The organism is Nocardiopsis sp. NPDC006832 (assembly GCF_040635885.1).
Lineage (GTDB): Bacteria > Actinomycetota > Actinomycetes > Streptosporangiales > Streptosporangiaceae > Nocardiopsis.
Genome location: NZ_JBEYLC010000034.1, coordinates 13,481 through 34,390, shown reverse-complemented (window position 1 = coordinate 34,390; position 20,910 = coordinate 13,481). Strand labels below are relative to the sequence as shown.

Genomic DNA, 20,910 nt, shown 5'->3' with positions numbered 1-20,910 from the left:
CCGCCCGATCCCCTGGACCGGTGCCGGTCCGGGTCATCCCGCTACGACCCTCCGGGGTCGTGACCCCCAGGAAGGGCACGATTCATGACCGTGCGCAGCAAGATCCGATCGACCGCCGCCGTCGCCGCCGGAACCGCCCTGGTCTTCGGCCTCATGCCCGCGGGCACCGCCAGCGCCCACGGCTACATCTCCAACCCGCCCAGCCGGCAGGCCCAGTGCAACGCCGGGGTCGTCGAGTGCGGTCCCATCCAGTGGGAGCCGCAGAGCGTCGAGGGCCCCAAGGGCCTGATGGACTGTGCCGGAGGCAACGAGATCTACTCCGAGCTCCGCGACGACAACTATGGCTGGGACGTCACCCCCGTCGGCACCACCGCCACCTTCGACTGGATCATCACGGCCAACCACTCCACCGCCACGTGGGAGTACTTCATCGACGGCGAGCTGATCGCGAGCTTCGACGACGGTGGCGCCCAGCCGCCGGACTACTTCTCCCACGACGTCGACCTGTCCGGGTACAGCGGTGAGCAGACCGTCCTGGCCCGCTGGAACGTCGCCGACACCTCCAACGCGTTCTACAACTGCATCGACGTCAACGTCGGCGCTCTGTAACCTCCCGGACCCGTATCCGCCCCGCATACCCGGGGCGAGGAATCCCGGAAACGACGAAGGCCGGTCCCGTAGGACCGGCCTTCGTGCTCGTCGGGGTGGCGGGATTTGAACCCACGACCTCTTCGTCCCGAACGAAGCGCGCTGCCAAGCTGCGCTACACCCCGAAGCAACATCCCCAAGTCTAGCGGATTCGGGGAGTGCTCGCGACGCGGTTCACGCCACACTGTCCCGGTGCGGGTCAGGCCCCCGGGACCAGGTCCAGCAGGGACGCCTCGGGGCGGCAGCAGAACCGCACCGGAGCGTACGGGGAAGTGCCCATACCACCGGAGACGTGCAGCCACGCCTTCCCGTACTCGTTCAGCCCCCAGGCCCGCTTGCGGTCGATCCCGCAGTTGGTCACCAGGGTCCCGTAGAACGGCAGGCACAACTGGCCGCCGTGGGTGTGCCCGGCCAGCAGGAGCTGGTACCCGTCGGCCTCGAACCGGTCCAGGTTGGCGGGTTCGGGCGAGTGCAGCACCCCCAGACGCAGGTCGGCGCTCGGGTCGGCCCGGCCGGCGATGGCGTCGTACCGGTCCAGCTTGATGTGCGAGTCGTGTACGCCGCCCAGGGCCACGTCCAGCTCACCGACCTTCAACGAACCCTTGTGGTTGTTCAGGTCCAGCCAACCCGACGCCGACATCGAGGCGCCGAGCTCACGCCAGGGCAGGTCCGGCACTCGACGCTTTCTGTAGTCGTTCTTGCTGGTCCGCCACAGGTACCGCGCCGGGTTCTTCAGCTGTGGCGAGAACAGGTCGTTCGACCCGTACACGAACGCGCCGGGGCGGTCCAGGAGCGGCCCGAGCGCGTCGATGAACGGCCCGACGGCCTCCGGGTGCGCCAGGGAGTCGCCCGTGTTGATCACCAGGTCCGGCTCGTACCGTTCGAGCCCGCGGATCCAGTCGATCAGCATCTTCCGTCCGGGCGTCAGGTGCGCGTCGGACAGGTGCAGGATCCGCATCCGGGGGCTGCCGGCCGGCAACAGGGGAAGTTCGTACCTGCGCAGCCGGAACCAGTTGCGTTCGATGACCGAGGCGTACCCCAGTCCAGCCACACCGACCGCGCCCGTGATCGCGGCCGTACGCCCGATCCCGCGCAGAATTCGTCTACCGTCCACGCTCATCCGGCCCTCCTCTTTCGTTGATCGATCGTCTCAGATCCGGAACCGTCCCGTGCGCAAAGCGTTGGTCCGCGTGGGAGTCACGGCAATAGGATCAGGTCATGTCCGAACTCAAAGATCGCCTCAGGTCCGACCTCACCGCCTCGATGAAGGCGCGTGAGAAGGTGCGCACCGCGACCCTTCGCATGGTGCTAGCCGCCATCGCCACCGAGGAGGCGGCAGGTTCCACCCAACGTTCCCTGAGCGACGACGAGGTCACCAAGCTCCTGGTCCGCGAGGCCAAGAAGCGCCGCGAGGCCGCCGAGGCCTTCGACAAGGGCGGCCGCGTCGACGACGCCGCCAACGAGCGCGCCGAGAGCGAGATCCTTTCGGACTACCTGCCCAAGCCTCTCACCGACGAGGAGCTCTCCCAGCTGGTCGCCGCTGCGATCGCCGAGACCGGAGCCTCCGGGATGCAGGAGATGGGCAAGGTCATGAAGGTGGTCAACCCGCAGGTCGCGGGCCGTGCGGACGGAGCCCGCGTGGCCGCGGAGGTCAAGAGCCGGCTGGCCTGACCAACGGGTTCGAAGAACGAAAGGGGGTGGGGTGATCAGATCACCCCACCCCCTTTTCCCGTGTGTTCGGACCCGGGTCAGTCCTGTTCGCTCCGGCCGTTGTTCACCGGGCCGGCCGGTAGGACCGGGTGCCAGTCGGTGTCCCCGGAAGGACCTCCGGCGCTCTCCCGGCCGGTGCCGTCACTGAGGAAGACGTTGACCGTGGCCCCCTCCGGCAGGCGGCTGCCGGGGTCCGGGTTCACCGCGGCCACCGAACCCTCCGACTCGGAGGAACGCAGCACGGTCCCCGACACGTTCACGGAGTAGCCGGCCTCCTCCAGCGCGGACACCGCCGCGGACTCCGGCATGCCGACCACGTCGGGCACGCCGCCGTCGTCGCTGGCCGGACTGGCCTCTTCGTCGGCGTCATCGTCATCGTCGTTGGACGAACGCGGCTCGGAGGTGGAGCCGAATCGGCCGGGCGCCGACGCCAGCTGTTCGACCTCCAGACCCTCGTGGGCGCCGCGCATGGTCTCCTGCCAGATGGGCCCGGGGATCGTGGCCCCGTACACCGTCCCGAAGTGCCGGTCGCCGATGGTGACGTTGCGCAGCGGGTACTGCTGCGGGCCGCGCGGGTCGCCGACGAACACGGTGCTCGCCATCTGCGGGGTGAACCCGGCGAACCAGGCCGCCGCCGAACCGTCGGTGGTGCCGGTCTTGCCCGCGGCGGGTCGACCGATGCCGAGGCTGGCCGCGGTACCGCCGTTGAAGGGCTGCGTCAGCAGGTAGCTGGTGCCGTCCGCGACGTCCTCTTCGATGGCCTGCTCGCACTCGGGCTCGATGTCGATCGTGGTGCCGGACTGGTTGTCCTCGATCTTGGTGATGGCCTGCGGCTCGCAGTACTGGCCACCGGCGGCGAAGGTGGCGTAGGCGTTGGCCACCCGCAGCGGGGAGACCTCTTCGCTGCCCAGGGTGAAGCTGCTGTTGGCGAGCGAGTTGGCGTTCTCCGTGAACAGGGTGCCGTCGGCGCGTTGCAGCCCCAGTTTCTCGGCCATCTCCATGGTGTTGCACAGCCCGGCCCGCGCCTGCAGCTGCGCGAAGAAGGTGTTGGACGAGGCCTTGGTGCCGGAGATCATGTTGTGGTTGCCGGCGTTGCTGTCACCCGCGTTGCTCAACGACCAGCTCTCCAGGCGTCCGCCGTTGCAGGCGGTCTGCCCGCTCACCGTGGTGGAACTCGGTGAGTTGAACGAGGTGCTGAACGGCAGGCCCTGTTCGAGGGCCGCGGCCAGGGTGAACGCCTTGAAGGTCGAACCGGCCTGGAAGCCGCTGCTGCCGCCTCGGTCGGAGTCGGTGGCGAAGTTGATGGACGTCTCGCCGAGTTGGCTCTCGTCCGGTCCGTAGTTGCGGCTCTGCATCATGCCGAGGATGTGGCCGGTCCCGGGCTCGACCACGGCCTGCGCCGCCACCTTGCGGGACTCGTTCTCACGAGGCACCCACTTGTCCACGGCGGCCTGGCCGGCCTCTTGGGTCTGCGGGTCCAGGGTCGTGTGGATCTCCAGGCCCGCGGTGCGCAGCCAGCGGGCGCGCTCGGTCTCGTTGGGGCCGAACCGCTCGTCCTGCTCGATCTCCTGCACCACGTAGTCGCAGAAGAAGGGCTGGTCACTGGGCACGCACCCGTTGGGCGGGGTGTCCAGTTCCAGTTCGAGCTTCTCCTCCTTGGCCTCGTCGGCCTCCGCCTCGGTGATGGAACCCGTGGCGACCATGCGGTCGAGGACGACGTTGCGTCTCTCCTCGGTCTGTTCGGGGAAGAAGCGGGGGTTGTACAGGTAGGGGTAGCGGACCAGACCGGCGATGGTCGCGGCCTGGTGCAGTTCGAGATCGGCCGCGGACACCTGGAAGAAGTGCTGGGCGGCGGACTCGACACCGTAGGCGCCGTCGCTGAAGTAGGCGATGTTGAGGTAGCCCTCAAGGATCTCGTCCTTGGTCATCCGCTGTTCCAGGGCGACCGCGTAGCGCAGCTCCCGGATCTTGCGGGCGATCGTCTCCTCGCGGGCGTGGTCCAGTTCCTCCTGGGAGGTGGCCGCCTCGATCTGCACGTTCTTGACGTACTGTTGTGTGATCGAGGAAGCACCCTCGGTGTTGCCGCCCATCGTGCGGATGGCCGCGCGCAAGGTGCCGGACACGTCCAGGCCACCGTGCTCGTAGAAGCGGGAGTCCTCGATCGCCATGATCGCGTCGGTCATGTTCGGGGAGATGTCCTCGATGTCGACCAGTTCACGATTCTGGTCGAAGATCTCCGCTATGACGCCGCCATCGGCGTCATAGATCGTCGAGCGTTGTGGAGGCGGAGGGGTCTCCAGTTGGCTGGGCATGTCGAGAAAGCCGCTGGCGACGTTCCTGGCAGTGATCCCCATGCCCCCGACCGCCGGCAGAGCCAAGGCGGCGACGAGTAGACCGGCGATCACGCCGACGACCATCAGTTGGCTGATTCTTTGAAGCAATGTCCCCTGACCCACCCCATCAGACTAAGTGACCGCGAACGCGATAAAGCGGTGCAACCGGTGTCGAACGCCGCTTGTTCATGCGGAATCGACCTTGCCGTCGCACGAGCCGTGCCCCACGACCATCTTTTCACGGTTATCGCTGAACGATCCCGGTTCGGTTCGGCCGACGAGCCCCTCCGCCGTGGTTCCGGGAGAGTGGTCGACCGGTCACGCAATGGCCCGCTCGGGCCATATCCATGAGATGGAATGTGGGTCGACCGGGTTCTGTTGGCGCGGCGGTCCGAACCGTACTTTCGAGATGTGGGGGTGTGGTGCCATCGAGGATGCCACCCACCCCGTCCGGTGACGGGAGGCCACCGTGCTCCCCTCCACTCAACCAGAGCACATCGACCACCCGTGACCACGAGACCCATCACACGTCTGGGAAGTGGGCCACATGTGGACCGATCAATGGACGACGCGGGCTCTGTGCCGACGAATCGATCCTGACACGTTGTTCGTGCCGGGAGCGGCGCAGAACCAGGTGAAGGCCATCTGCCAGGGCTGTCCCGTGCGCACCGAGTGCTTGGCGGATGCCCTCGACAACCGGATCGAGTTCGGGGTCTGGGGCGGAATGACCGAACGAGAACGCCGTTCCCTACTTCGAAAACATCCCGGTGTCGGTGACTGGGGGCCGTTGCTGGAGGGCGCCCGCCGTGAGGGCGCCGGCGACCTGGCCCACTACGCGAGGACACGACAGAGCGCCTGAGGCCCCTAACGTTCGTCCCCCGCCAGAGCCGATCCGATCTCCCTCAGCCCCGCCAGGTCGTGCACGTCCTCCGGGCGGGCGGCCACCTCCGTCACCCGGATGCCGGGATGCGTGGACGTCATCCGTTCGCACAGCCATAGTTCCCGCTCGCGCTTGCGTACACGTTCGGCGTGCAACCGCAACGCCGCCACGGCCAACGGATTCGTGTCCGCCAGGATGTCGGCCGCCGTCGAGGCCCGTTCCGCGCTCAGGTCGGCTCCAGGGCCCGTGGGAAGTGGGTGGGTGCGATTCACGACCAACCCCGCCAAGGGCATCGCGTCCTCGGCGAGTCGCTTCACGAAGAAGGAGGCCTCGCGCATGGAGTCGGAGTCGGGCACGGCGACCACCACGAAAGCGGTCCCCGGGGTGCGCAGCAGCCGGTAGGTGCGTTCGGCGCGCTCCTGGAACCCGCCGAACACCGTGTCGAAGGCGGCGACGAAGGATCTCAGGTCGTTCAGGAACTGGGCGCCCACGATCTTGCCCACCACCGAGCCCACCATGTTCATCCCCGCGCCCAACAACCGGAAGGCGCCCGAACCGGCCGGACTGAGGAAGCGGATGAGCCTGCCGTCCAGGAATCGACCGAGACGCTTGGGCGCGTCCAGAAAGTCCAGGGCCGAGCGGCTCGGCGGGGTGTCCACGACGATCAGGTCCCACTCGCCGGACTGGCGCAGTTGGCCCAGCTTCTCCATCGCCATGTACTCCTGCGTGCCGGAGAAGCTCGTGGAGAGGGTCTGGTAGAAGGGGTTGGCCAGGATCTGGCGGGCCCGTTCCGGGTCGGCGTGCTCTCGCACGACCTCGTCGAAGGTCCGCTTCATGTCGAGCATCATCGCGTGCAGGCTGCCCTGCCCTACCTGCTCGCCCTGCCCGTTCCCGGAGACCTGCGCGGCCCGGCCGTCCCGGGAACCGCGGCCGGCCGTGACGGGCCTCGGCAACGGAACCGGACGTGGGGTGTTGTCCAGCTCCTCCAACCCCATGGACTGGGCCAGGCGCCGGGCCGGGTCCACGGTGATCACCACCGTGCGCCGACCCCGTTCGGCCGCGCGCAGAGCCAGCGCCGCGGCCGTGGTGGTCTTGCCGACGCCACCGGCACCGCAACACACCACGATCTTCGTTCCGGGATCGTCGAGCAGCGCGTCCACGTCCATCCGCTTCGGGTCGGGACTCCGCGTTCCACCGGTCACCTGCGCACCCCCTGCTCACTCAGCCGCCGGGCCAGCCCGACCAGCGCCGCCCGGTCCATGCCGCCCTCCAACCGGGGCAGTTCCACCAAGGGGCGCCCGACGTCCTCCAGCTCGCCCCGTACCCGCAGTTCCAGCAGGTGCCGAAGCGCGTAGGACCGAACCTCCCCGGCGAGGTCGGCGGCCAGACCCGTCGGGTCGGCCAACCCCGCGACCTCCATCCCGTCGGTGAGCGTCGCCTCGTCCGGCCCTTCGACGGCTGCGGCGGCCAGTTCGACCTCTCCCAGCAACCTCGGGCCGACCATGTTCACCAGGACGGCGCCCGGCCGCAGCCCCAGCGCCTCGATCTCGGCGATCCCGTCCCGGGTCTCCTGGGCGGGCATCTCCTCCAACAGGGTCACGAAGTGCACCCTGGTCCGCTCCGAACGGATCACCGACATGGCGCGTTCGGCGTGTTTGTGGATCGGTCCCACCCTGGCGAGCCCCGCCACCTCGGAGTTCACGTTCAGGAACCGGCCGATGCGCCCCGTGGGCGGTGCGTCCATGACCACCGCGTCGTACCGGTGCGGGCCGCCGGAGGAACGACGTCCGCCCTCACGGCGCCGGACCGCCTCGGTGGCCTTCCCGGTCAGCAACACGTCCCGCAGCCCGGGGGCGATCGTGGTCGCGAAGTCCACCGCGCCCAGTTTCGTGAGGGCCTGACCCGCCCGGCGCATCCCGTAGAACATCTCCAGGTACTCCAGCAGCGCCGCCTCCGCGTCCGCCGCCAACACCGAGACCGAACCACCGCCGGGCGCGGACAGCATCACGTGTTCCTCGTAGGGGAGGGGCGCGCTCCCGAGCAGGGAGGCCACCCCCTGCCGGCCCTCCACCTCCACCAGCAGCACCCGACCACCGCCGGTCGCCAGGGCCAACGCCAACGCGGTCGCCGCCGTCGTCTTACCGGTGCCGCCCTTACCCGTCACGATGTGCAACCGGGCGCCGGCGAACGCTTCCCCTGGGCCACCGCCACGCGGTCCGTGTTCACGTTCGTTCACCCCACGGAGTCTATGCGGGCCCCCTCTTCGGGGATGGGCGGCGGGTGGGCGGTTCACCTGGTCCGCCCGACGGGCCGGGGTGAGTAAGGTGGCGGCGTTGAGGTGCGGCCCTTCGGGCCGCCGGTCACCGAGAGGGGTAGAGACCAGATGACCAAGTGGGAGTACCAGAGCGTCGCGCTGCTGTCGCACGCCACCAAGCAGATCCTCGACGGTTGGGGCGATGACGGATGGGAGCTCGTCAGCGTCGTTCCCGCGCCGCTGCCCGAGGGCGCCGACCCGCGCAATCAGCAGTACGTCGCTTACATGAAGCGGGCGAAGTAGCGATGGCCACCCCCGAAGAGCGGATCGCCGAGCTGGGGCTCACCTTGCCCGAGGTGGTGCCTCCGGTCGCCTCGTACACGCCCACCGTCCGCAGCGGTGACCACGTGTACGTCTCCGGTCAGCTCCCCTTCGTGGACGGGAAGTTGCCCGCCACCGGCAAGGTCGGCGCCGAGGTCGACGCTCGGACCGCGCAGGACCTGGCCGCCGTGTGCGTGCTCAACGGCATCGCCGCGGTGCGCGCGGAGATCGGCGACCTGTCCAAGGTCGTGCGGGTCGTGAAGGTCGGCGGTTTCGTCGCCAGCGCACCCGACTTCACCGGTCACCCCGGTGTGATCAACGGGGCCAGCGATCTGCTCGGCCAGGTCTTCGGCGAAGCCGGTGTGCACGCTCGCGCGGCCGTCGGAGTGGCGGCCCTGCCGTTGGACTCCCCGGTCGAGGTTGACATGATCGTCGAGGTCCGCTGACCGACCCGAGGACGTCTCGACGGCTCCCGGTGGGTGCGCGGGCACGGTGTGGCTTTTGCGAACGACAGGAGTGCTCCGATGACCGAGAACGAGGATGTGGTCAGGCCTCGTCCCGCCGCCACCGTGATGCTGCTGCGTCCGGTGACGGATGCCGCGGGCGCCTCGGGAGAGCGGCCCATGGAGGTCCTGCTGATGCGCAGGGTTCCCTCCATGGGCTTCGCCCCGGGCGCCTATGTGTTCCCGGGAGGAAGGGTCGACGAGCGCGACGCCGACGGTGACCTGCCGTGGACGGGCCCGGCCCCCGAGGAATGGTCGAAGATCCTCGGCGTCGACGTGCCCATGGCCCGGGCCCTCGTCTGCGCCGCGGTCCGCGAGACCTTCGAGGAGACCGGCGTGCTGTTGGCCAGTGAACCGGAGCGCGCGAGCGACACGGCCATCACCCTGGACACCGACACCGAGGACTGGGAACGGGACCGGCTCGGCCTCATCGACCGCTCACGTTCGTTCACCGAGGTGCTGTCCCGGCGCGGCCTGGTGCTGCGCTCGGAGTGGCTGCGCGCCTGGTCGAGGTGGATCACGCCCGCGCGGGAACCGCGCCGTTACGACACCTGGTTCTTCACCGCCGAACTGCCCCCGGGCCAGCGGCCCCGTGACGTGGGCGGAGAGGCAGACCACACCCAGTGGGTCGACCCCGCGGTGGTGGCCCCGGAATGGGACGCGGGTCGTATGCCGATGCTGCCGCCCACCGTCATCGCTTGCGCGGAGCTGGCGGACCGTCGGACCCTTGAGGGTGTACGAGACGCCCAACGGGATATCGTTCCCCTCGAACCGGAGGTGCGGGAGATGGACGGACATCTCCGTGTGGTCGCTCCGGACGGCACGGACTTCCCGTTGCCGAAACCGAACACGAGGACCTGAGAGCACGGCGCCCCGAGACCGACACCGTGGGGACCTCCGGCGGTGTGACGGACACGGTGGAGCCGTTCGACGGTAGGGGGCGCCCGGTCGCGGATAGGTATCCCACCATGGTCCCTTGGTCGTCCTTCAGACCGGTCCGGTTCCTGCGAGCGAAGCGAGGTGCGATGAGGATCGATGGTTCCGGGACGCTGCGCGCCGGTTGCGTGCTGTGCCCCAACCCTGGCCCGATGACCCTGGAGGGGACCAACACCTGGATCCTGCGTGAACCGGGAGCACGGGGGGTCGTGGTCGTCGACCCCGGCCCGCACGACGAGCGGCACCTGGAACGGGTGGCGCGGACGGTGCAGGAACAGGGCGCCCAGGTGCAGATGACCCTGCTGACCCACCGGCACTTCGACCACACCGAGGGATCGCGGTACTTCGCCGAGCTGACCGGTGCTCCCGTGCACGCGGTCGACCCGAAGACGCGCTTGGGCGGGTCCGGGTTGGAGGACGGTCAGGTGATCAGCGCCGACGGTCTGGAACTCCGGGTCATCGCCACCCCCGGGCACACCGACGACTCGGTCTGCTTCCTGCTGGAGTCGGACAGCGCGATCCTCACCGGCGACACGATCCTGGGGCACGGGACCACCGTGATCGACGGGGACGATGGCCTGGCCCCCTACATGGAATCGATGTACCGCCTGCGCGACCTGGTCAGGGAATACCAGGTTCGGACGCTGTTGCCGGGGCACGGGCCGATCCTGACCTCCCCACTGTCGGTCATCGACTCCTACATCGATCACCGCGAGTCGCGCCTGGAACAGATCCGTGGCGCGGTGCGGGCCGGGTCCACCAAGGTGGAGGAGATCATCGACAGGGTCTACCCGGACGTCGTGGAGAGCATCCGTCCGGCCGCGGCCTCCTCGGTGCGGGCGCAACTGCGCTACCTGGCGGTCAAGGGCGAACTCCCCGAGGAAGTCGAGAACTGACCCGGGCCCGTGTCCCGGACACCCGCACGCCATGGTGTGCCGCGATCACCGTCCCCCCGAACACCGATACCCCCGAAAAGCGCTGCGGCCGTCACCCCGAAGGGCGACGGCCGCACAGCGTCATCGGGAACACGCCCTAACGGGCACGGCGGCGCATCCGCTCGACGTCGAGCAGCACCACGGCCTTGGCCTCGATCCGCAGCCAGCCGCGCAGGGCGAACTCGGCGAGTGCCTTGTTGACCGTCTCACGGGAGGCGCCGACCAGCTGGGCGAGCTCCTCCTGGGTGAGGTCGTGGTGGACGTGCAGGCCGTCGTCGCCCTCCTTGCCGAACTTGTCGGCGAGTTCGAGCAGGGCCTTGGCCACGCGGCCGGGCACGTCGGTGAAGACCAGGTCGGCCATCACGTCGTTGGTGCGGCGCAGCCGGGCGGCCAGCGACTTCAGCAGCTGCAGACCCACCTGCGGGCGGCTGGACAGGAACGGCCGCAGGTCGTCGTGGCCGAGCCCGGCGAGCACGGAGTCGGTGACGGCCACGGCGCTCGCGGTGCGCGGGCGCGGGTCGAACAGTGAGAGCTCACCGAACATCTCGCTGGGACCGAGCACGCCCAGCAGGTTCTCGCGGCCGTCGACGGCCGTGCGGGTCAGCTTCACCTTCCCGCTGAGGATGACGTACAGGCGGTCGCCCTCGTCACCCTCGTTGAACAGGGTCTGGCCGCGGCCGAGACGCACCTCGTTCACCGAGGAGCGGAGCGCGGCCGTGTCCTCCTCGTCCAACGCCTCGAACAGAGGAGCCTTCCGGAGCACCTCGTTGATCTCGTCCACACGTCCTCCTAAAACCTGACCGTCAACAGTGTGACGTATATCGCAACCCGGTGGGAAACCAGGTCGTTACCTCGGCTTGTCCGCCGGGAGACAACGCGCCCACAACAGCCGACGTCAGCCCGTACGATCCTAGTCGCCATCCGCCTGTCTCAAGGCGATCCGCGCCGCATGACCGGGACATTGGTCACAAATTCCCGATCACCGGCCGAAACGCCGACGCGTCGTCTGTGCCGGCGCTCGGGGCCTACCCTCGCGGAAGGACGCCTACCCTGTGACGATGCCTCGTGACACCCCTGACGCACTCGCGGAGGAGCCCACACCCACCGGTGAGAGCCGGTTGGCGCTGGTCCGACGCGCACGGAAGATGTACCGGGAGCTCTCCGAGCTCTATCCGGACGCCCACGCCGAACTGAACTTCACCACTCCTCTGGAGCTTCTGGTCGCGACGATCCTGTCGGCGCAGTGCACCGACAAGAGGGTCAACCAGGTCACTCCGGCGCTCTTCGCGCGCTATCCCGACGCCGAGGCCTACGCTTCGGCCGGGCGTGAGGAGCTGGAGGAGATGATCCGTTCCACGGGGTTCTTCCGGGCCAAGGCCAACAGCCTGATCGGTTTGGGTCAGGCCTTGTGCGAACGGCACGGCGGTGAGGTTCCGGGAAACCTCACAGACCTGGTCAAACTACCCGGTGTGGGACGAAAAACCGCAAACGTACTGCTCGGTAACGCCTTCGATGTGCCGGGTATCACGGTCGACACCCATTTCGGACGACTCGTCCGACGATTCGGGTGGACCGAGGAGGAGGACCCGGTCAAGGTCGAGCACGCGATCGGTGAGCTCTTCCCGCGCAAGGACTGGACGATGCTGTCCCACCGAGTGGTCTGGCACGGCCGACGGGTCTGCCACGCGCGCCGCCCGGCCTGCGGAGCCTGCGTGGTGGCGCACTGGTGCCCGTCCTTCGGTGAGGGGCCCACGGATCCGCCGACCGCCGAGAAGCTGTTGCGCATGCGTTCGTTCGCCTGAGCCGGTTCCGAGAACGGTTCCGACAACGGTCCCGGGACCGACCGGAGACCGATCCATCGCGCGGGTGAGGGTCGGTACCCGGGAAGCACTCGACGGCAGTTTGTACCCTGATCACGTGAGTGCGCACACATCGGCCCCCGAGACGGGCCTCGGCCGGGTCCGACCACGTGCTCCGGCGGACCCCGACACCGTGGTGGAACACGAAAGCTCCCACCATCAGATGACCGGTTGGGAACCACCCGGATGAACCGCCCGGACGCTCTCGCTCGACACGTGTCCCGCGAGACGTCCGCACCCTGGACCAAAGACGACGGTGCGATGACCCCGGAACAGGTTCCTCCATGAACTCGACCCCGCTCTGGCTGTCCGACCTCGCGGACGCCGCCCGGACCATGACGGTGCCCGAACCCATGCGCCCACCGGCGCGAGGCGGCCGGGAATCGGCGGTCCTCATCCTGTTCGGTGAGACCGACCGCGGACCCGACCTGCTGCTCATCCAACGCAAGGCCGGACTCCGCCGGCACGCCGGCCAACCGGCCTTCCCCGGTGGCCGGATCGAACTCACCGATCCCTCACCCGAGGCCGCCGCCCTGCGCGAGGCCGAGGAGGAGACCGGGGCGATCCCGGCCGGGATCGACGTGGTGGGCCGACTACCCGAGCTCTACCTGAGCTTCAGCGACTTCCGTGTCGCCCCCGTGCTCGGCTGGTGGCGCGAGCCCTCCGAGGTACGAGCGGCGGACATCGACGAGGTCGCCGCGGTCTCCCGCGTCCCCATCGCCGACCTGGCCGATCCGGCCAACCGGGTCAAGGTGCGCTACGGCGACGGGTCTATGTGGGGCCCGGGTTTCCGGGTCGACGGCATGCTCGTGTGGGGTTTCACCGGAAAGATCATCGACGAGCTTCTCGTGCTCGGTGGATGGGAACTTCCGTGGCGCGTCCGGGGTCTCACAGACGAGTTCGAAGCCACCCCGCAGGGTCTGCGTCCGGTCGGTTAACCGCTCACCTTTTTGGAGGACAACCGTGCTCGACGCGGTTCTGGTCGTCCTGTTGCTGCTGTTCGCGGTGACCGGCTACCGACAGGGATTCATCGTCGGGGTGTTCAGCTTCGTCGGTTTCATCGGCGGAGGCGTGATCGCCGCCCTGACCGCACCCGGGCCGATCCAGAACTGGATCGAGGATCCGGGGCGGCAGGCGTTGCTGGCGATCGCGGTGGTGTTCCTGGCCGCCGCGCTCGGACAGTTCCTCGCCTCCTACCTGGGCACCCTGGTGCGCAACAAGGTCACCTGGGATTCGGCGCGCGTCGTGGACGCCCTGGGCGGGGCGCTCATCAGTGGTCTGTCCGTACTGCTCGTCGCCTGGTTCATCGGCAGCACGGTCGCCAACTCGGCGCTTCCACACGTCTCACAGCAGGTCAGGGACTCGCGGATCCTCCACTCGGTGGACACGCTCATGCCCGACGCCGCCCACCAGGGCTTCTCCACCTTCCGTCGGGTGGTGGACCAGAGCGCGTTCCCGCAGGTCTTCAGTGGTCTGGGCACGGGGGAACTCGCGGAGGTGGAGCCGCCGGACCCGGATGTCCTCACCACACCCGAGCTCATCGAGTCGAGCCGCAGCGTGGTCAAGGTCCTGGGCACCGCCCCCTCGTGCCAGCGACGCGTGGAGGGGACCGGGTTCGCCTACGGGGAGGACCGCATCATGACCAACGCGCACGTGGTCGCCGGTGTCACCGACGACATGCGCGTGGTCACCAGGGACGGCCACCAGTTGCCCGCGACCCTGGTGCTGTTCGACGCCCAGCAGGACCTGGCGGTGCTGCACGTTCCCGGCCTGGACCTGAACCCGCTGGACTTCGACCACGAGGCGGACCAGGGCGACGACGCGGTCGTCGCGGGCTTCCCGCGCAACAGTGGCTTCACCGCGGTGCCCGCGCGTATCCGGGCCGAGCAGACCGCGCAGGGATCGGACTTCTACCACTCCCAGCAGGTGAGCCGGGAGATCTACCAGGTTCGCGCGGTGGTGCGTCCCGGTAACTCCGGTGGCCCGTTGCTCGCCCCGGACGGGTCGGTCTACGGGGTCGTGTTCGCGGCCGCCACCAACGAGGAGGAGACCGGATACGTGCTGACCGCCGACGAGGTCGCGGAGAACGCCCAGGAAGGGTTGTCCGCCACTTCCGAGGTCTCGTCCCAGACCTGCGACTGAGCAGGCCTCAGCGCGCGGTACAAAGCCGCCCCGGGCCGGTCCCGGGGCGACGGTGGGCGGGAGACCACGAGGGCGGCCGGGAGGCGGCCGGACGAGTGCGAACACGAAGGGGGCGCCTTCCCGACCGGGAAGGCGCCCCCTTCGTCGTCATCGTCTCGACGGTCCGGTCGATCCGGCCTTGGAGACCGGATCGCCGAACAGCGTCAGTTCGAGCTCGGATCCTGGGCTTGGTCGGTGCCCAGAGGCCAGCTCATGCGCACCACCGTTCCCAGTTCCTGTGGCTCGATGCTCACCTCGTCCGCGAGACCGGTGATCACCGCAAGGCCGAGGCCGGGGGAGAACCCGGAGATGCCCCCCGGAGGGGTGTCATCGCCATCGAGGAAAAGGCCATCGAGTAGGGGTTCGACATGGTTGAAGGTCTCGTCCGAGTCCTTGGAGGGGGCTCGATCGGAGACCACGACCTCGAATCGTCGTGTGGCGCTCCCGTTGGCGCGTGCTGCTCGGCTCGTGGTGTCGGTGCGGGGCTCCGACACCGGATCAGCTCCGCTCCCGTCGATCAGCTGGAGCAGGATCGGTTGCGTCGGGCAGTGCAGCTTGTGAGCCGCCACCGCCCGGGAGCAGGCCTCACCGACCGCCAGCCTGATCTCATCGATCGCGGAGGCGGCGATTCCCGCTCGCCGTGCGACGGTCGCGGCCATGAGCCGAGCCGTACGCACGTGAGCGGGGAGCGCGCTGATCGTGAGCGTGATGGTTGCCATCGCTCGCTCTGGGCTACTTCGCGGAGCGCTTGTCGATGGCTTCCTGCACCGTGTCGTGGATGCCGAACACCTTGGTCAGGCCGGTGATCCGGAAGATCTTCAGGATCCGCTCCTGGGTGCACACCAAGTCCAGCGTCCCGTCGTGAGCACGGACGCGCTTCAGCCCGCCCACGAGCACACCGAGGCCCGTCGAGTCCAGGAACTCCACCTTCTCCATGTTGACCACGAGGTAGAAGTTGCCCTTGTTCACCAGGTCGATGAGCAGCTCGCGAAGTCGGGGCGCGGTATAGACATCGATCTCACCCTCAACGACGACGATCTCGGTGTCGCCCTCGGTGTAATGATCAAGCTTCAAGTCCACAAGTCCTCCAGCGCCGAACCGCGAATTCTCGCGAATGGTCTCTGCCGGGCGTTACCCCACCAGCACGCATTCAACCACGGGTGTCCCGAGTGTCTGCCCGCCCTGGGGGCGGGAAAACGGTGACCCCGCGCAACTCTTCCCTCGGATGTCACACTGAAACCGATGTGCATCGGTACCCGAGCCGTGCCCGGAGGGGCGTGTGCTCTGTGAACGTGTCCACTGAGAGGGGTCTCGATGAGGCGGTCGGAGCCCGTGCTCCCCGGAGTGTGGCGTGACGACACCCGGTACCCGCAGGTCACCCACATCGAGCATGTGACCCGGAACGCGGGAGTGAGCGGGGACTGGCCGGAGTGGACAGCTCCCCACCTGGTCGAACGGCTGGCCGAACGGGGGATCACGAACCCGTGGTCCCACCAGACGGCAGCCGCGGACCTCGCACGTTCGGGCCGCGATGTGATCATAGCCACGGGCACCGCCTCGGGAAAGTCGCTCGCCTTCCTTATGCCCGCCGTGGACGCGATCGACGCGGGTGGAACGGTGCTTTACCTCTCACCCACCAAGGCGCTCGCCCAGGACCAACTCCGATGGATTACGGACCTGGGGCTTTCAGGCATGCGTGCGGCCGTATATGACGGCGACACCTCCCCCGAAGAGCGCACCTGGGTACGCGAACACGCCGGGTACGTGCTCACCAACCCGGACATGCTGCATCACGGGATGCTCCCCAGACACGGCGCGTGGGCCCGCTTCCTGCGGCGGCTCCGCTACGTGGTGATCGACGAGGCGCACAGGTACCGCGGGGTGTTCGGGTCGCACGTCGCCCAGATCCTGCGGCGTCTGCGCAGGGTGTGCGCCCGCTACCGTTCGGAACCGGTGTTCGTGCTGGCCTCGGCCACCTCCGGGTCCCCGGCGGAGAGCGCCACCCGGCTGACCGGTGTGCCGGTGACCGCGATCAGCGAGGACGGCTCACCGCGACCGGGTCTGTCCGTGGCCCTGGTGGAACCGGAGATGACCGACCTCACCGGTGAGCAGGGCGCGCCGATCCGCCGTACCGCGCCCTCCCAGGCCGCCGAGATGCTGGTCGACCTGGTGCGGGACCGGGTGCGGACCCTGGTGTTCGTGCGTTCCCGACAGGGCGCGGAGGTGGTGGCGTTGTCCGCCCGGCGGATGCTCACCGAGCAGGGCGAACACGACCTGGCCGAACGGGTGGCGGCGTACCGAGGCGGGTACCTGGCCGATGACCGGCGGAGCCTGGAGGAAGCACTCCGTTCGGGAGAGCTGTTGGGTCTGGCCAGCACGAACGCCCTCGAACTGGGGGTGGACATCAGCGGGTTGGACGCGGTGCTCATCGCCGGATGGCCGGGCACGCTGGCCTCCCTGTGGCAGCAGGCCGGGCGCGCGGGCCGGCGCGGCGACGACGCGCTGGCCGTGTTCATCGCCCGGGACGATCCCCTCGACACCTACCTGGCCCACCATCCCGAGGCCATTTTCGGACGATCGGTCGAGGCCACCGTCCTCGACCCGGAAAACCCGCACATCCTTGGTCCACACCTGTGCGCGGCCGCCCAGGAGCTTCCGGTCACGCGTGACGACTTCGATCTCTTCGGAGAGAGCACGCGGGAGAGGCTCGATGAACTCGTGGAACGAGGGCTGCTGAGGAAACGTCCACGGGGGTGGTTCTGGACCAGCAACGAGAGGGCCAGTGACCTCGCCGATATTCGCGGTTCGGGGGGTCCACCCGTGCAGATCGTCGACACGGGCAGCGGCCAACTGCTCGGGGAGATCGACGAGGCCGCCGCGCACGGCACCGTTCACCCCGGCGCCGTCTATCTCCACCAGGGGATCACCCACCTGGTCGACGACCTCGATCTGGACGAGGGCGTGGCCTTGGTGCACACCGCCGAGCCGCCCTACAGCACGTGGGCGCGCGACACCACGGACATCTCCATCCGTTCCGTGCTGCGCCAGGAGACCTGGCCGAGTGGTGCGAGCGTGCACTTCGGCGAGGTCGAGGTGGCCCGCCAGGTGGTGGGGTTCCTCAAACGCGACGTGCGCACCGGTTCGGTCCTCGGCGAACAGCCCCTCGACATGCCCGAACGCACGCTCCAGACCCGTGCGGTCTGGTGGACGCTGACCGAGGAGGGTGAGAACCGGCTGCGCAAGGAGGACGTGGGTTTGCTCGGCGCCGCCCACGCGGCCGAACACGCCGCCATCGGCATGCTGCCCCTGTTGGCCACCTGCGACCGCTGGGACATCGGAGGCGTCTCCACCTCACTGCACCCCGACACCGGTCGTCTGACGGTGTTCGTCTACGACGGTTACGAGGGTGGTGCCGGCTTCGCCGAACGCGGCCACGCCGCCGCCCGAGAGTGGCTCACGGCGACCCGGGCGGTGATCGCGGACTGCGAGTGCGAACAGGGGTGCCCCTCCTGCGTCCAGTCGCCCAAGTGCGGCACGGGCAATGAGCCGTTGAGCAAGTCCGGCGCGCTGCGGCTGCTGGACGAGGTCCTCGGCGGGGTCACCGAAGAAGGCGACTGACCGGGCACCGGAGGCATCTCCGACCAGGGCCGGACGCGGGACTCCCGCGATGGCGCCGGGACGGACCTCGGGTGGCGCGCGGAGTTATCCACAGGCTGTGGATCGGCGCTTCCATCGCGAACCGGGACCGCGCAACCTGGAAGTGGGGCGGAACCTCATCCGTCCCGTCACCAGGGAGGTCCCGTGTTCCCCTACCCGTGCCCGACCATGCCCGTCCGCCTCGACGACCGAGGGTTGACCACGGCCGAATACGCCATCTGCACCCTCGCGGTGGTGGCGTTCGCCGGGCTCCTCTACGTCATCCTCACCGGAGACACCGTCCAGACCGCCCTCACCACGACCATCGTCGATGCGCTCGGCTCCGACCGCTGATCGCGGCTCCACCACGATGGAGACGGCCATGGTGCTTCCGGCGCTGCTGCTGGTGCTCGGTATCGCGCTCGGCGCGGTCGCGGCGGCCGCCGCCCAGCTCTCCTGCGCCGACGCGGCACGGATCGGGGCCAGGGCGCTCGCCCGTGGCGAGTCTCCGGAACGGGCCCGGGCCCTCGCGATGGAAGCCGCTCCGAACGACGCCCACATCGACCTGACCACCGACGACGACATGGCCCGCGTCACCGTGCGGGCCCGGGTCCGGCTCGGACCCGCCCTCACCCCACCCGTGGGGATCGACGGCGTCGCCGCGGTCCCCCTGGAACCAGGTCCATGAGGGGCGGCGACGTAGGTGCCGGCACCGCGGGGAGCGTCTCCGTGTGCCTGGTGCTGATGTTCCTCACCTACGCGGTACTGACCGGCGCCGGGCTGGTCCTGGACCGCGAACGGGTGGGGGCCGCCGCCGACCTGGCGGCGCTCGCGGCGGCGGCCCGTGCCCATCAGGGGGAGGAGTCGGCCTGCGCGGTGGCCGTCGAGACCGCCTCCGCCAACGGCGCGGACCTCGACGACTGTGCGCTCGACGTCCACACGGTCACGGTGACGGCCGCCCTGTCCTCGTCCCCGCTCCCCATGACCCTGCGGGCCGTCGCCCGAGCCGGCCCCGTCCACGACTCCACCGAGGAGGTGGAATGACCGCTCATTCCGTTGTTCTGTGCGCTCTCCTGCTCTGTGTTCCCCCGCCGCCCACCGATGGAGTCGCCCCCTGCCCCACGTCCGTGCCCTCGGCCACCCCCGCCACGGATCTCCCCGAGTCGCCGAGCAGTCGGGCCATATCCCCGGACGTGGACGCGGAGGCACCCGACACGGATGCCGACGCCGATGCCGGGACAGGGTTTCTCGGGCCCCTCGCCGACTGCGTCGCCGTACTGGAGGACGAGGCCTCCGGCGGGGACGACGCAGAGGGGCGTGTGGACGAATCCGAGGATCCGGGCGAGGACATCGATCCGTCCGCCCCGGCCCCGGACCCGACGGAACCGACGTCCGAACCATCGGCCGTTCCCGAGTCGAGTCCGGCGGTCCCCGAGGCCGAGCCCGAAGCGGAACCGACGCACGAGTCGGAGCAGACGGAGGGGGACGGCGCCGCCTCGGTGGTCGCCGAGTCCCCGCCCCCGTCCCCGTCCCCGTCCCCGACCCCCGAACCTCGGCCGGCGGAGGGCGGAACGGTGAGTCGGGCCTCCGACACCGCGCGCCCGACCCCCTCCGGCGACCACGACCAGGACCTCGGTGAACGACCACCGAGCAAGAAGGTGGAGGAACCACAGGAGATGGATTCCGTGGACGGTCTCGCGTTCGAGGAGACCTCGGCCACGAGTGTGTTCGGACGCGCGGTCGGGGTCACCTCGACCACCCTGCTGTTCCTGCTCGCCGCCGGCACCCTCGGGTTGCGCCTGGCCGTGGGGTGGCCGCGGTTTCCGCCGCTCTACCTGGGTCGTCGTCGCCTGAGCGATGACCTCGACGTCCACTGAACCGAGCCCGGGCCGGGGGAGACGTCCCCCGGCGCCCGGTGCCGGTCGTCGACGCGGGGCGTTCGGACCTGGTGGGACCCGCCGGCCATGGTCCTCGACGCCCCGTCCTTCGTTCCCGGCGCGGGATCCTCAGGGAGTCAGGGCCGAACCCAGCAGTTCCGCGGCCATGGGTACCAGACCGATCAGGACGAACGCCGGCAGGAAGCACAAACCCAGCGGCGCGACCACCAGCACCCCCAAGCGCTCGACGCGGGCCGTGGCGCGGGCCCGTAGCGACCGGCGCAGGTCGGACACGTGGCGGTCGAGCAGGTCGGCGACCGGGGCTCCCGTGTCGGCCGCCCGGGCCAGGTCTCGTCCCACCGCCACCAGGGGATCGGGCAGGGCCGAGCGTCGCCAGGCCGAGGCCGGTTCCGCGCCCAACCGCAACCGCTCGGAGACGGCGGCCAACTCCTCGCCCACCGGACCTCGGGCAGCCTCCGACACCGCGGCAAGACACACGGGGAGGGTCGCGCCGGCCCGGATGCCCGAACCGATCAGACCGATCAACACCGGCAGATCGGCGGTGATCGGGAGCCTGCCGGGATCGACCCGCGCTCGCGCCCCTCGCCACCAAAGCCAGAGCGTTCCGCCGAGTACGACGGCCCCGGCGAACAGCCCCAACAGCCCGGTCACGGCCGCCACCGCGATCACCGAGGCCACGAACCGGACCACGGGCCCTGCCGGCCGTCCCCACCGGCGTGGTGGATCCTCCCGTTCCTCGTCCGGCCGTGGACGGAACAGCACCCATACAGCGGCCACCACGCACGCCACCGTCAGCCCCTCGAAGAACATCCCCAC

Annotated in this window: 23 protein-coding genes and 1 tRNA gene; 15 read left to right on the top strand and 9 right to left on the bottom strand. The window is 69.3% G+C overall.

Annotated features, from left to right (window positions below; all coding sequences use genetic code 11):
* Positions 1–84: 84 nt before the first annotated feature.
* Positions 85–609 carry a lytic polysaccharide monooxygenase auxiliary activity family 9 protein gene (locus tag ABZ717_RS17095; RefSeq protein ID WP_358511099.1) on the top strand — a complete coding sequence of 175 codons (525 nt, stop codon included), beginning with the start codon at positions 85–87 and terminating at the stop codon, positions 607–609.
* 90 nt (positions 610–699) lie between these two features.
* Here the strand turns inward: ABZ717_RS17095 and ABZ717_RS17090 are convergent.
* Positions 700–773: transfer RNA gene (locus ABZ717_RS17090), tRNA-Pro, on the bottom strand.
* 74 nt (positions 774–847) lie between these two features.
* On the bottom strand, positions 848–1,768 hold the full coding sequence (locus ABZ717_RS17085; RefSeq protein ID WP_358511096.1) for a metallophosphoesterase: 921 nt from the start codon (positions 1,766–1,768) through the stop codon (positions 848–850).
* 98 nt (positions 1,769–1,866) lie between these two features.
* Between ABZ717_RS17085 and ABZ717_RS17080 the strand changes: the two genes are divergently transcribed.
* Positions 1,867–2,319 carry a GatB/YqeY domain-containing protein gene (locus tag ABZ717_RS17080; protein ID WP_358511093.1) on the top strand — a complete coding sequence of 151 codons (453 nt, stop codon included), beginning with the start codon at positions 1,867–1,869 and terminating at the stop codon, positions 2,317–2,319.
* Between the two features lie 77 nt (positions 2,320–2,396).
* Here ABZ717_RS17080 and ABZ717_RS17075 read toward each other — a convergent pair whose 3' ends face one another.
* Positions 2,397–4,799 (bottom strand): penicillin-binding protein, encoded by a 2,403-nt coding sequence (locus ABZ717_RS17075; protein WP_358511190.1) that lies wholly within the window; start codon positions 4,797–4,799, stop codon positions 2,397–2,399.
* 439 nt (positions 4,800–5,238) lie between these two features.
* Here ABZ717_RS17075 and ABZ717_RS17070 point away from each other — a divergent pair, with 439 nt between their 5' ends.
* Positions 5,239–5,550, top strand: a complete 312-nt coding sequence (locus ABZ717_RS17070) for a WhiB family transcriptional regulator (RefSeq protein WP_358511090.1) — start codon at positions 5,239–5,241, stop codon at positions 5,548–5,550.
* A 5-nt stretch (positions 5,551–5,555) separates the two neighbouring features.
* On the opposite strand, the gene ABZ717_RS17065 is transcribed toward ABZ717_RS17070, so the two are convergent.
* Both ABZ717_RS17065 and ABZ717_RS17060 read right to left on the bottom strand, forming a co-directional pair.
* On the bottom strand, positions 5,556–6,737 hold the full coding sequence (locus tag ABZ717_RS17065) for an ArsA family ATPase (RefSeq protein ID WP_358511187.1): 1,182 nt from the start codon (positions 6,735–6,737) through the stop codon (positions 5,556–5,558).
* 32 nt (positions 6,738–6,769) lie between these two features.
* Positions 6,770–7,807, bottom strand: a complete 1,038-nt coding sequence (locus tag ABZ717_RS17060) for an ArsA-related P-loop ATPase (RefSeq protein ID WP_358511087.1) — start codon at positions 7,805–7,807, stop codon at positions 6,770–6,772.
* Between the two features lie 147 nt (positions 7,808–7,954).
* Here ABZ717_RS17060 and ABZ717_RS17055 point away from each other — a divergent pair, with 147 nt between their 5' ends.
* From ABZ717_RS17055 to ABZ717_RS17040, 4 genes are all read left to right on the top strand, one after another.
* On the top strand, positions 7,955–8,128 hold the full coding sequence (locus ABZ717_RS17055) for a DUF4177 domain-containing protein (protein ID WP_157091022.1): 174 nt from the start codon (positions 7,955–7,957) through the stop codon (positions 8,126–8,128).
* A gap of 2 nt (positions 8,129–8,130) precedes the next feature.
* On the top strand, positions 8,131–8,592 hold the full coding sequence (locus ABZ717_RS17050) for a RidA family protein (protein ID WP_358511084.1): 462 nt from the start codon (positions 8,131–8,133) through the stop codon (positions 8,590–8,592).
* Between the two features lie 78 nt (positions 8,593–8,670).
* Positions 8,671–9,510, top strand: coding sequence for an NUDIX hydrolase (locus tag ABZ717_RS17045; RefSeq protein WP_358511081.1), 840 nt, complete (start codon positions 8,671–8,673; stop codon positions 9,508–9,510).
* 164 nt (positions 9,511–9,674) lie between these two features.
* Positions 9,675–10,481 (top strand): MBL fold metallo-hydrolase, encoded by an 807-nt coding sequence (locus ABZ717_RS17040; protein WP_358511078.1) that lies wholly within the window; start codon positions 9,675–9,677, stop codon positions 10,479–10,481.
* 136 nt (positions 10,482–10,617) lie between these two features.
* Here the strand turns inward: ABZ717_RS17040 and ABZ717_RS17035 are convergent, their stop codons facing one another.
* Positions 10,618–11,292, bottom strand: a complete 675-nt coding sequence (locus tag ABZ717_RS17035; RefSeq protein ID WP_187294582.1) for a Crp/Fnr family transcriptional regulator — start codon at positions 11,290–11,292, stop codon at positions 10,618–10,620.
* Between the two features lie 286 nt (positions 11,293–11,578).
* Between ABZ717_RS17035 and nth the strand changes: the two genes are divergently transcribed.
* The 3 genes from nth to ABZ717_RS17020 all read left to right on the top strand — a co-directional run bounded on the left by nth (position 11,579) and on the right by ABZ717_RS17020 (position 14,521).
* Positions 11,579–12,322, top strand: coding sequence for an endonuclease III (gene nth / locus ABZ717_RS17030; protein WP_190318453.1), 744 nt, complete (start codon positions 11,579–11,581; stop codon positions 12,320–12,322).
* 341 nt (positions 12,323–12,663) lie between these two features.
* Positions 12,664–13,317: a CoA pyrophosphatase gene (locus ABZ717_RS17025; RefSeq protein WP_358511075.1), complete on the top strand. Its 654-nt coding sequence runs from the start codon at positions 12,664–12,666 to the stop codon at positions 13,315–13,317.
* Between the two features lie 25 nt (positions 13,318–13,342).
* On the top strand, positions 13,343–14,521 hold the full coding sequence (locus tag ABZ717_RS17020) for a MarP family serine protease (protein WP_358511072.1): 1,179 nt from the start codon (positions 13,343–13,345) through the stop codon (positions 14,519–14,521).
* A gap of 203 nt (positions 14,522–14,724) precedes the next feature.
* On the opposite strand, the gene ABZ717_RS17015 is transcribed toward ABZ717_RS17020, so the two are convergent.
* Entirely contained in the window at positions 14,725–15,279 is a 555-nt protein-coding gene (locus ABZ717_RS17015; RefSeq protein ID WP_358511069.1) for an ATP-binding protein, read from the bottom strand.
* Positions 15,280–15,292: 13 nt separating this feature from the next.
* Positions 15,293–15,640, bottom strand: coding sequence for an STAS domain-containing protein (locus tag ABZ717_RS17010; protein WP_067603943.1), 348 nt, complete (start codon positions 15,638–15,640; stop codon positions 15,293–15,295).
* 234 nt (positions 15,641–15,874) lie between these two features.
* On the opposite strand from ABZ717_RS17010, the gene ABZ717_RS17005 reads away from it, so the two are divergent.
* The 5 genes from ABZ717_RS17005 (at position 15,875) to ABZ717_RS16985 (ending at position 20,073) form a co-directional block, all read left to right on the top strand.
* Positions 15,875–18,178, top strand: a complete 2,304-nt coding sequence (locus ABZ717_RS17005; protein ID WP_358511066.1) for a DEAD/DEAH box helicase — start codon at positions 15,875–15,877, stop codon at positions 18,176–18,178.
* A 183-nt stretch (positions 18,179–18,361) separates the two neighbouring features.
* On the top strand, positions 18,362–18,550 hold the full coding sequence (locus ABZ717_RS17000) for a DUF4244 domain-containing protein (RefSeq protein WP_358511063.1): 189 nt from the start codon (positions 18,362–18,364) through the stop codon (positions 18,548–18,550).
* Positions 18,528–18,884 (top strand): TadE family type IV pilus minor pilin, encoded by a 357-nt coding sequence (locus ABZ717_RS16995; RefSeq protein ID WP_358511060.1) that lies wholly within the window; start codon positions 18,528–18,530, stop codon positions 18,882–18,884. Before ABZ717_RS17000 ends, ABZ717_RS16995 begins: the two co-directional genes overlap by 23 nt.
* Positions 18,881–19,240: an Rv3654c family TadE-like protein gene (locus tag ABZ717_RS16990; protein ID WP_358511057.1), complete on the top strand. Its 360-nt coding sequence runs from the start codon at positions 18,881–18,883 to the stop codon at positions 19,238–19,240. The genes ABZ717_RS16995 and ABZ717_RS16990 overlap by 4 nt, the downstream gene beginning before the upstream one ends.
* Complete coding sequence (locus tag ABZ717_RS16985; protein WP_358511055.1) at positions 19,237–20,073, top strand: hypothetical protein; 837 nt, start codon at positions 19,237–19,239, stop codon at positions 20,071–20,073. Before ABZ717_RS16990 ends, ABZ717_RS16985 begins: the two co-directional genes overlap by 4 nt.
* Positions 20,074–20,202: 129 nt before the next feature.
* On the opposite strand, the gene ABZ717_RS16980 is transcribed toward ABZ717_RS16985, so the two are convergent.
* Entirely contained in the window at positions 20,203–20,904 is a 702-nt protein-coding gene (locus tag ABZ717_RS16980) for a type II secretion system F family protein (RefSeq protein WP_358511052.1), read from the bottom strand.
* Between the last annotated feature and the right edge of the window lie 6 nt (positions 20,905–20,910).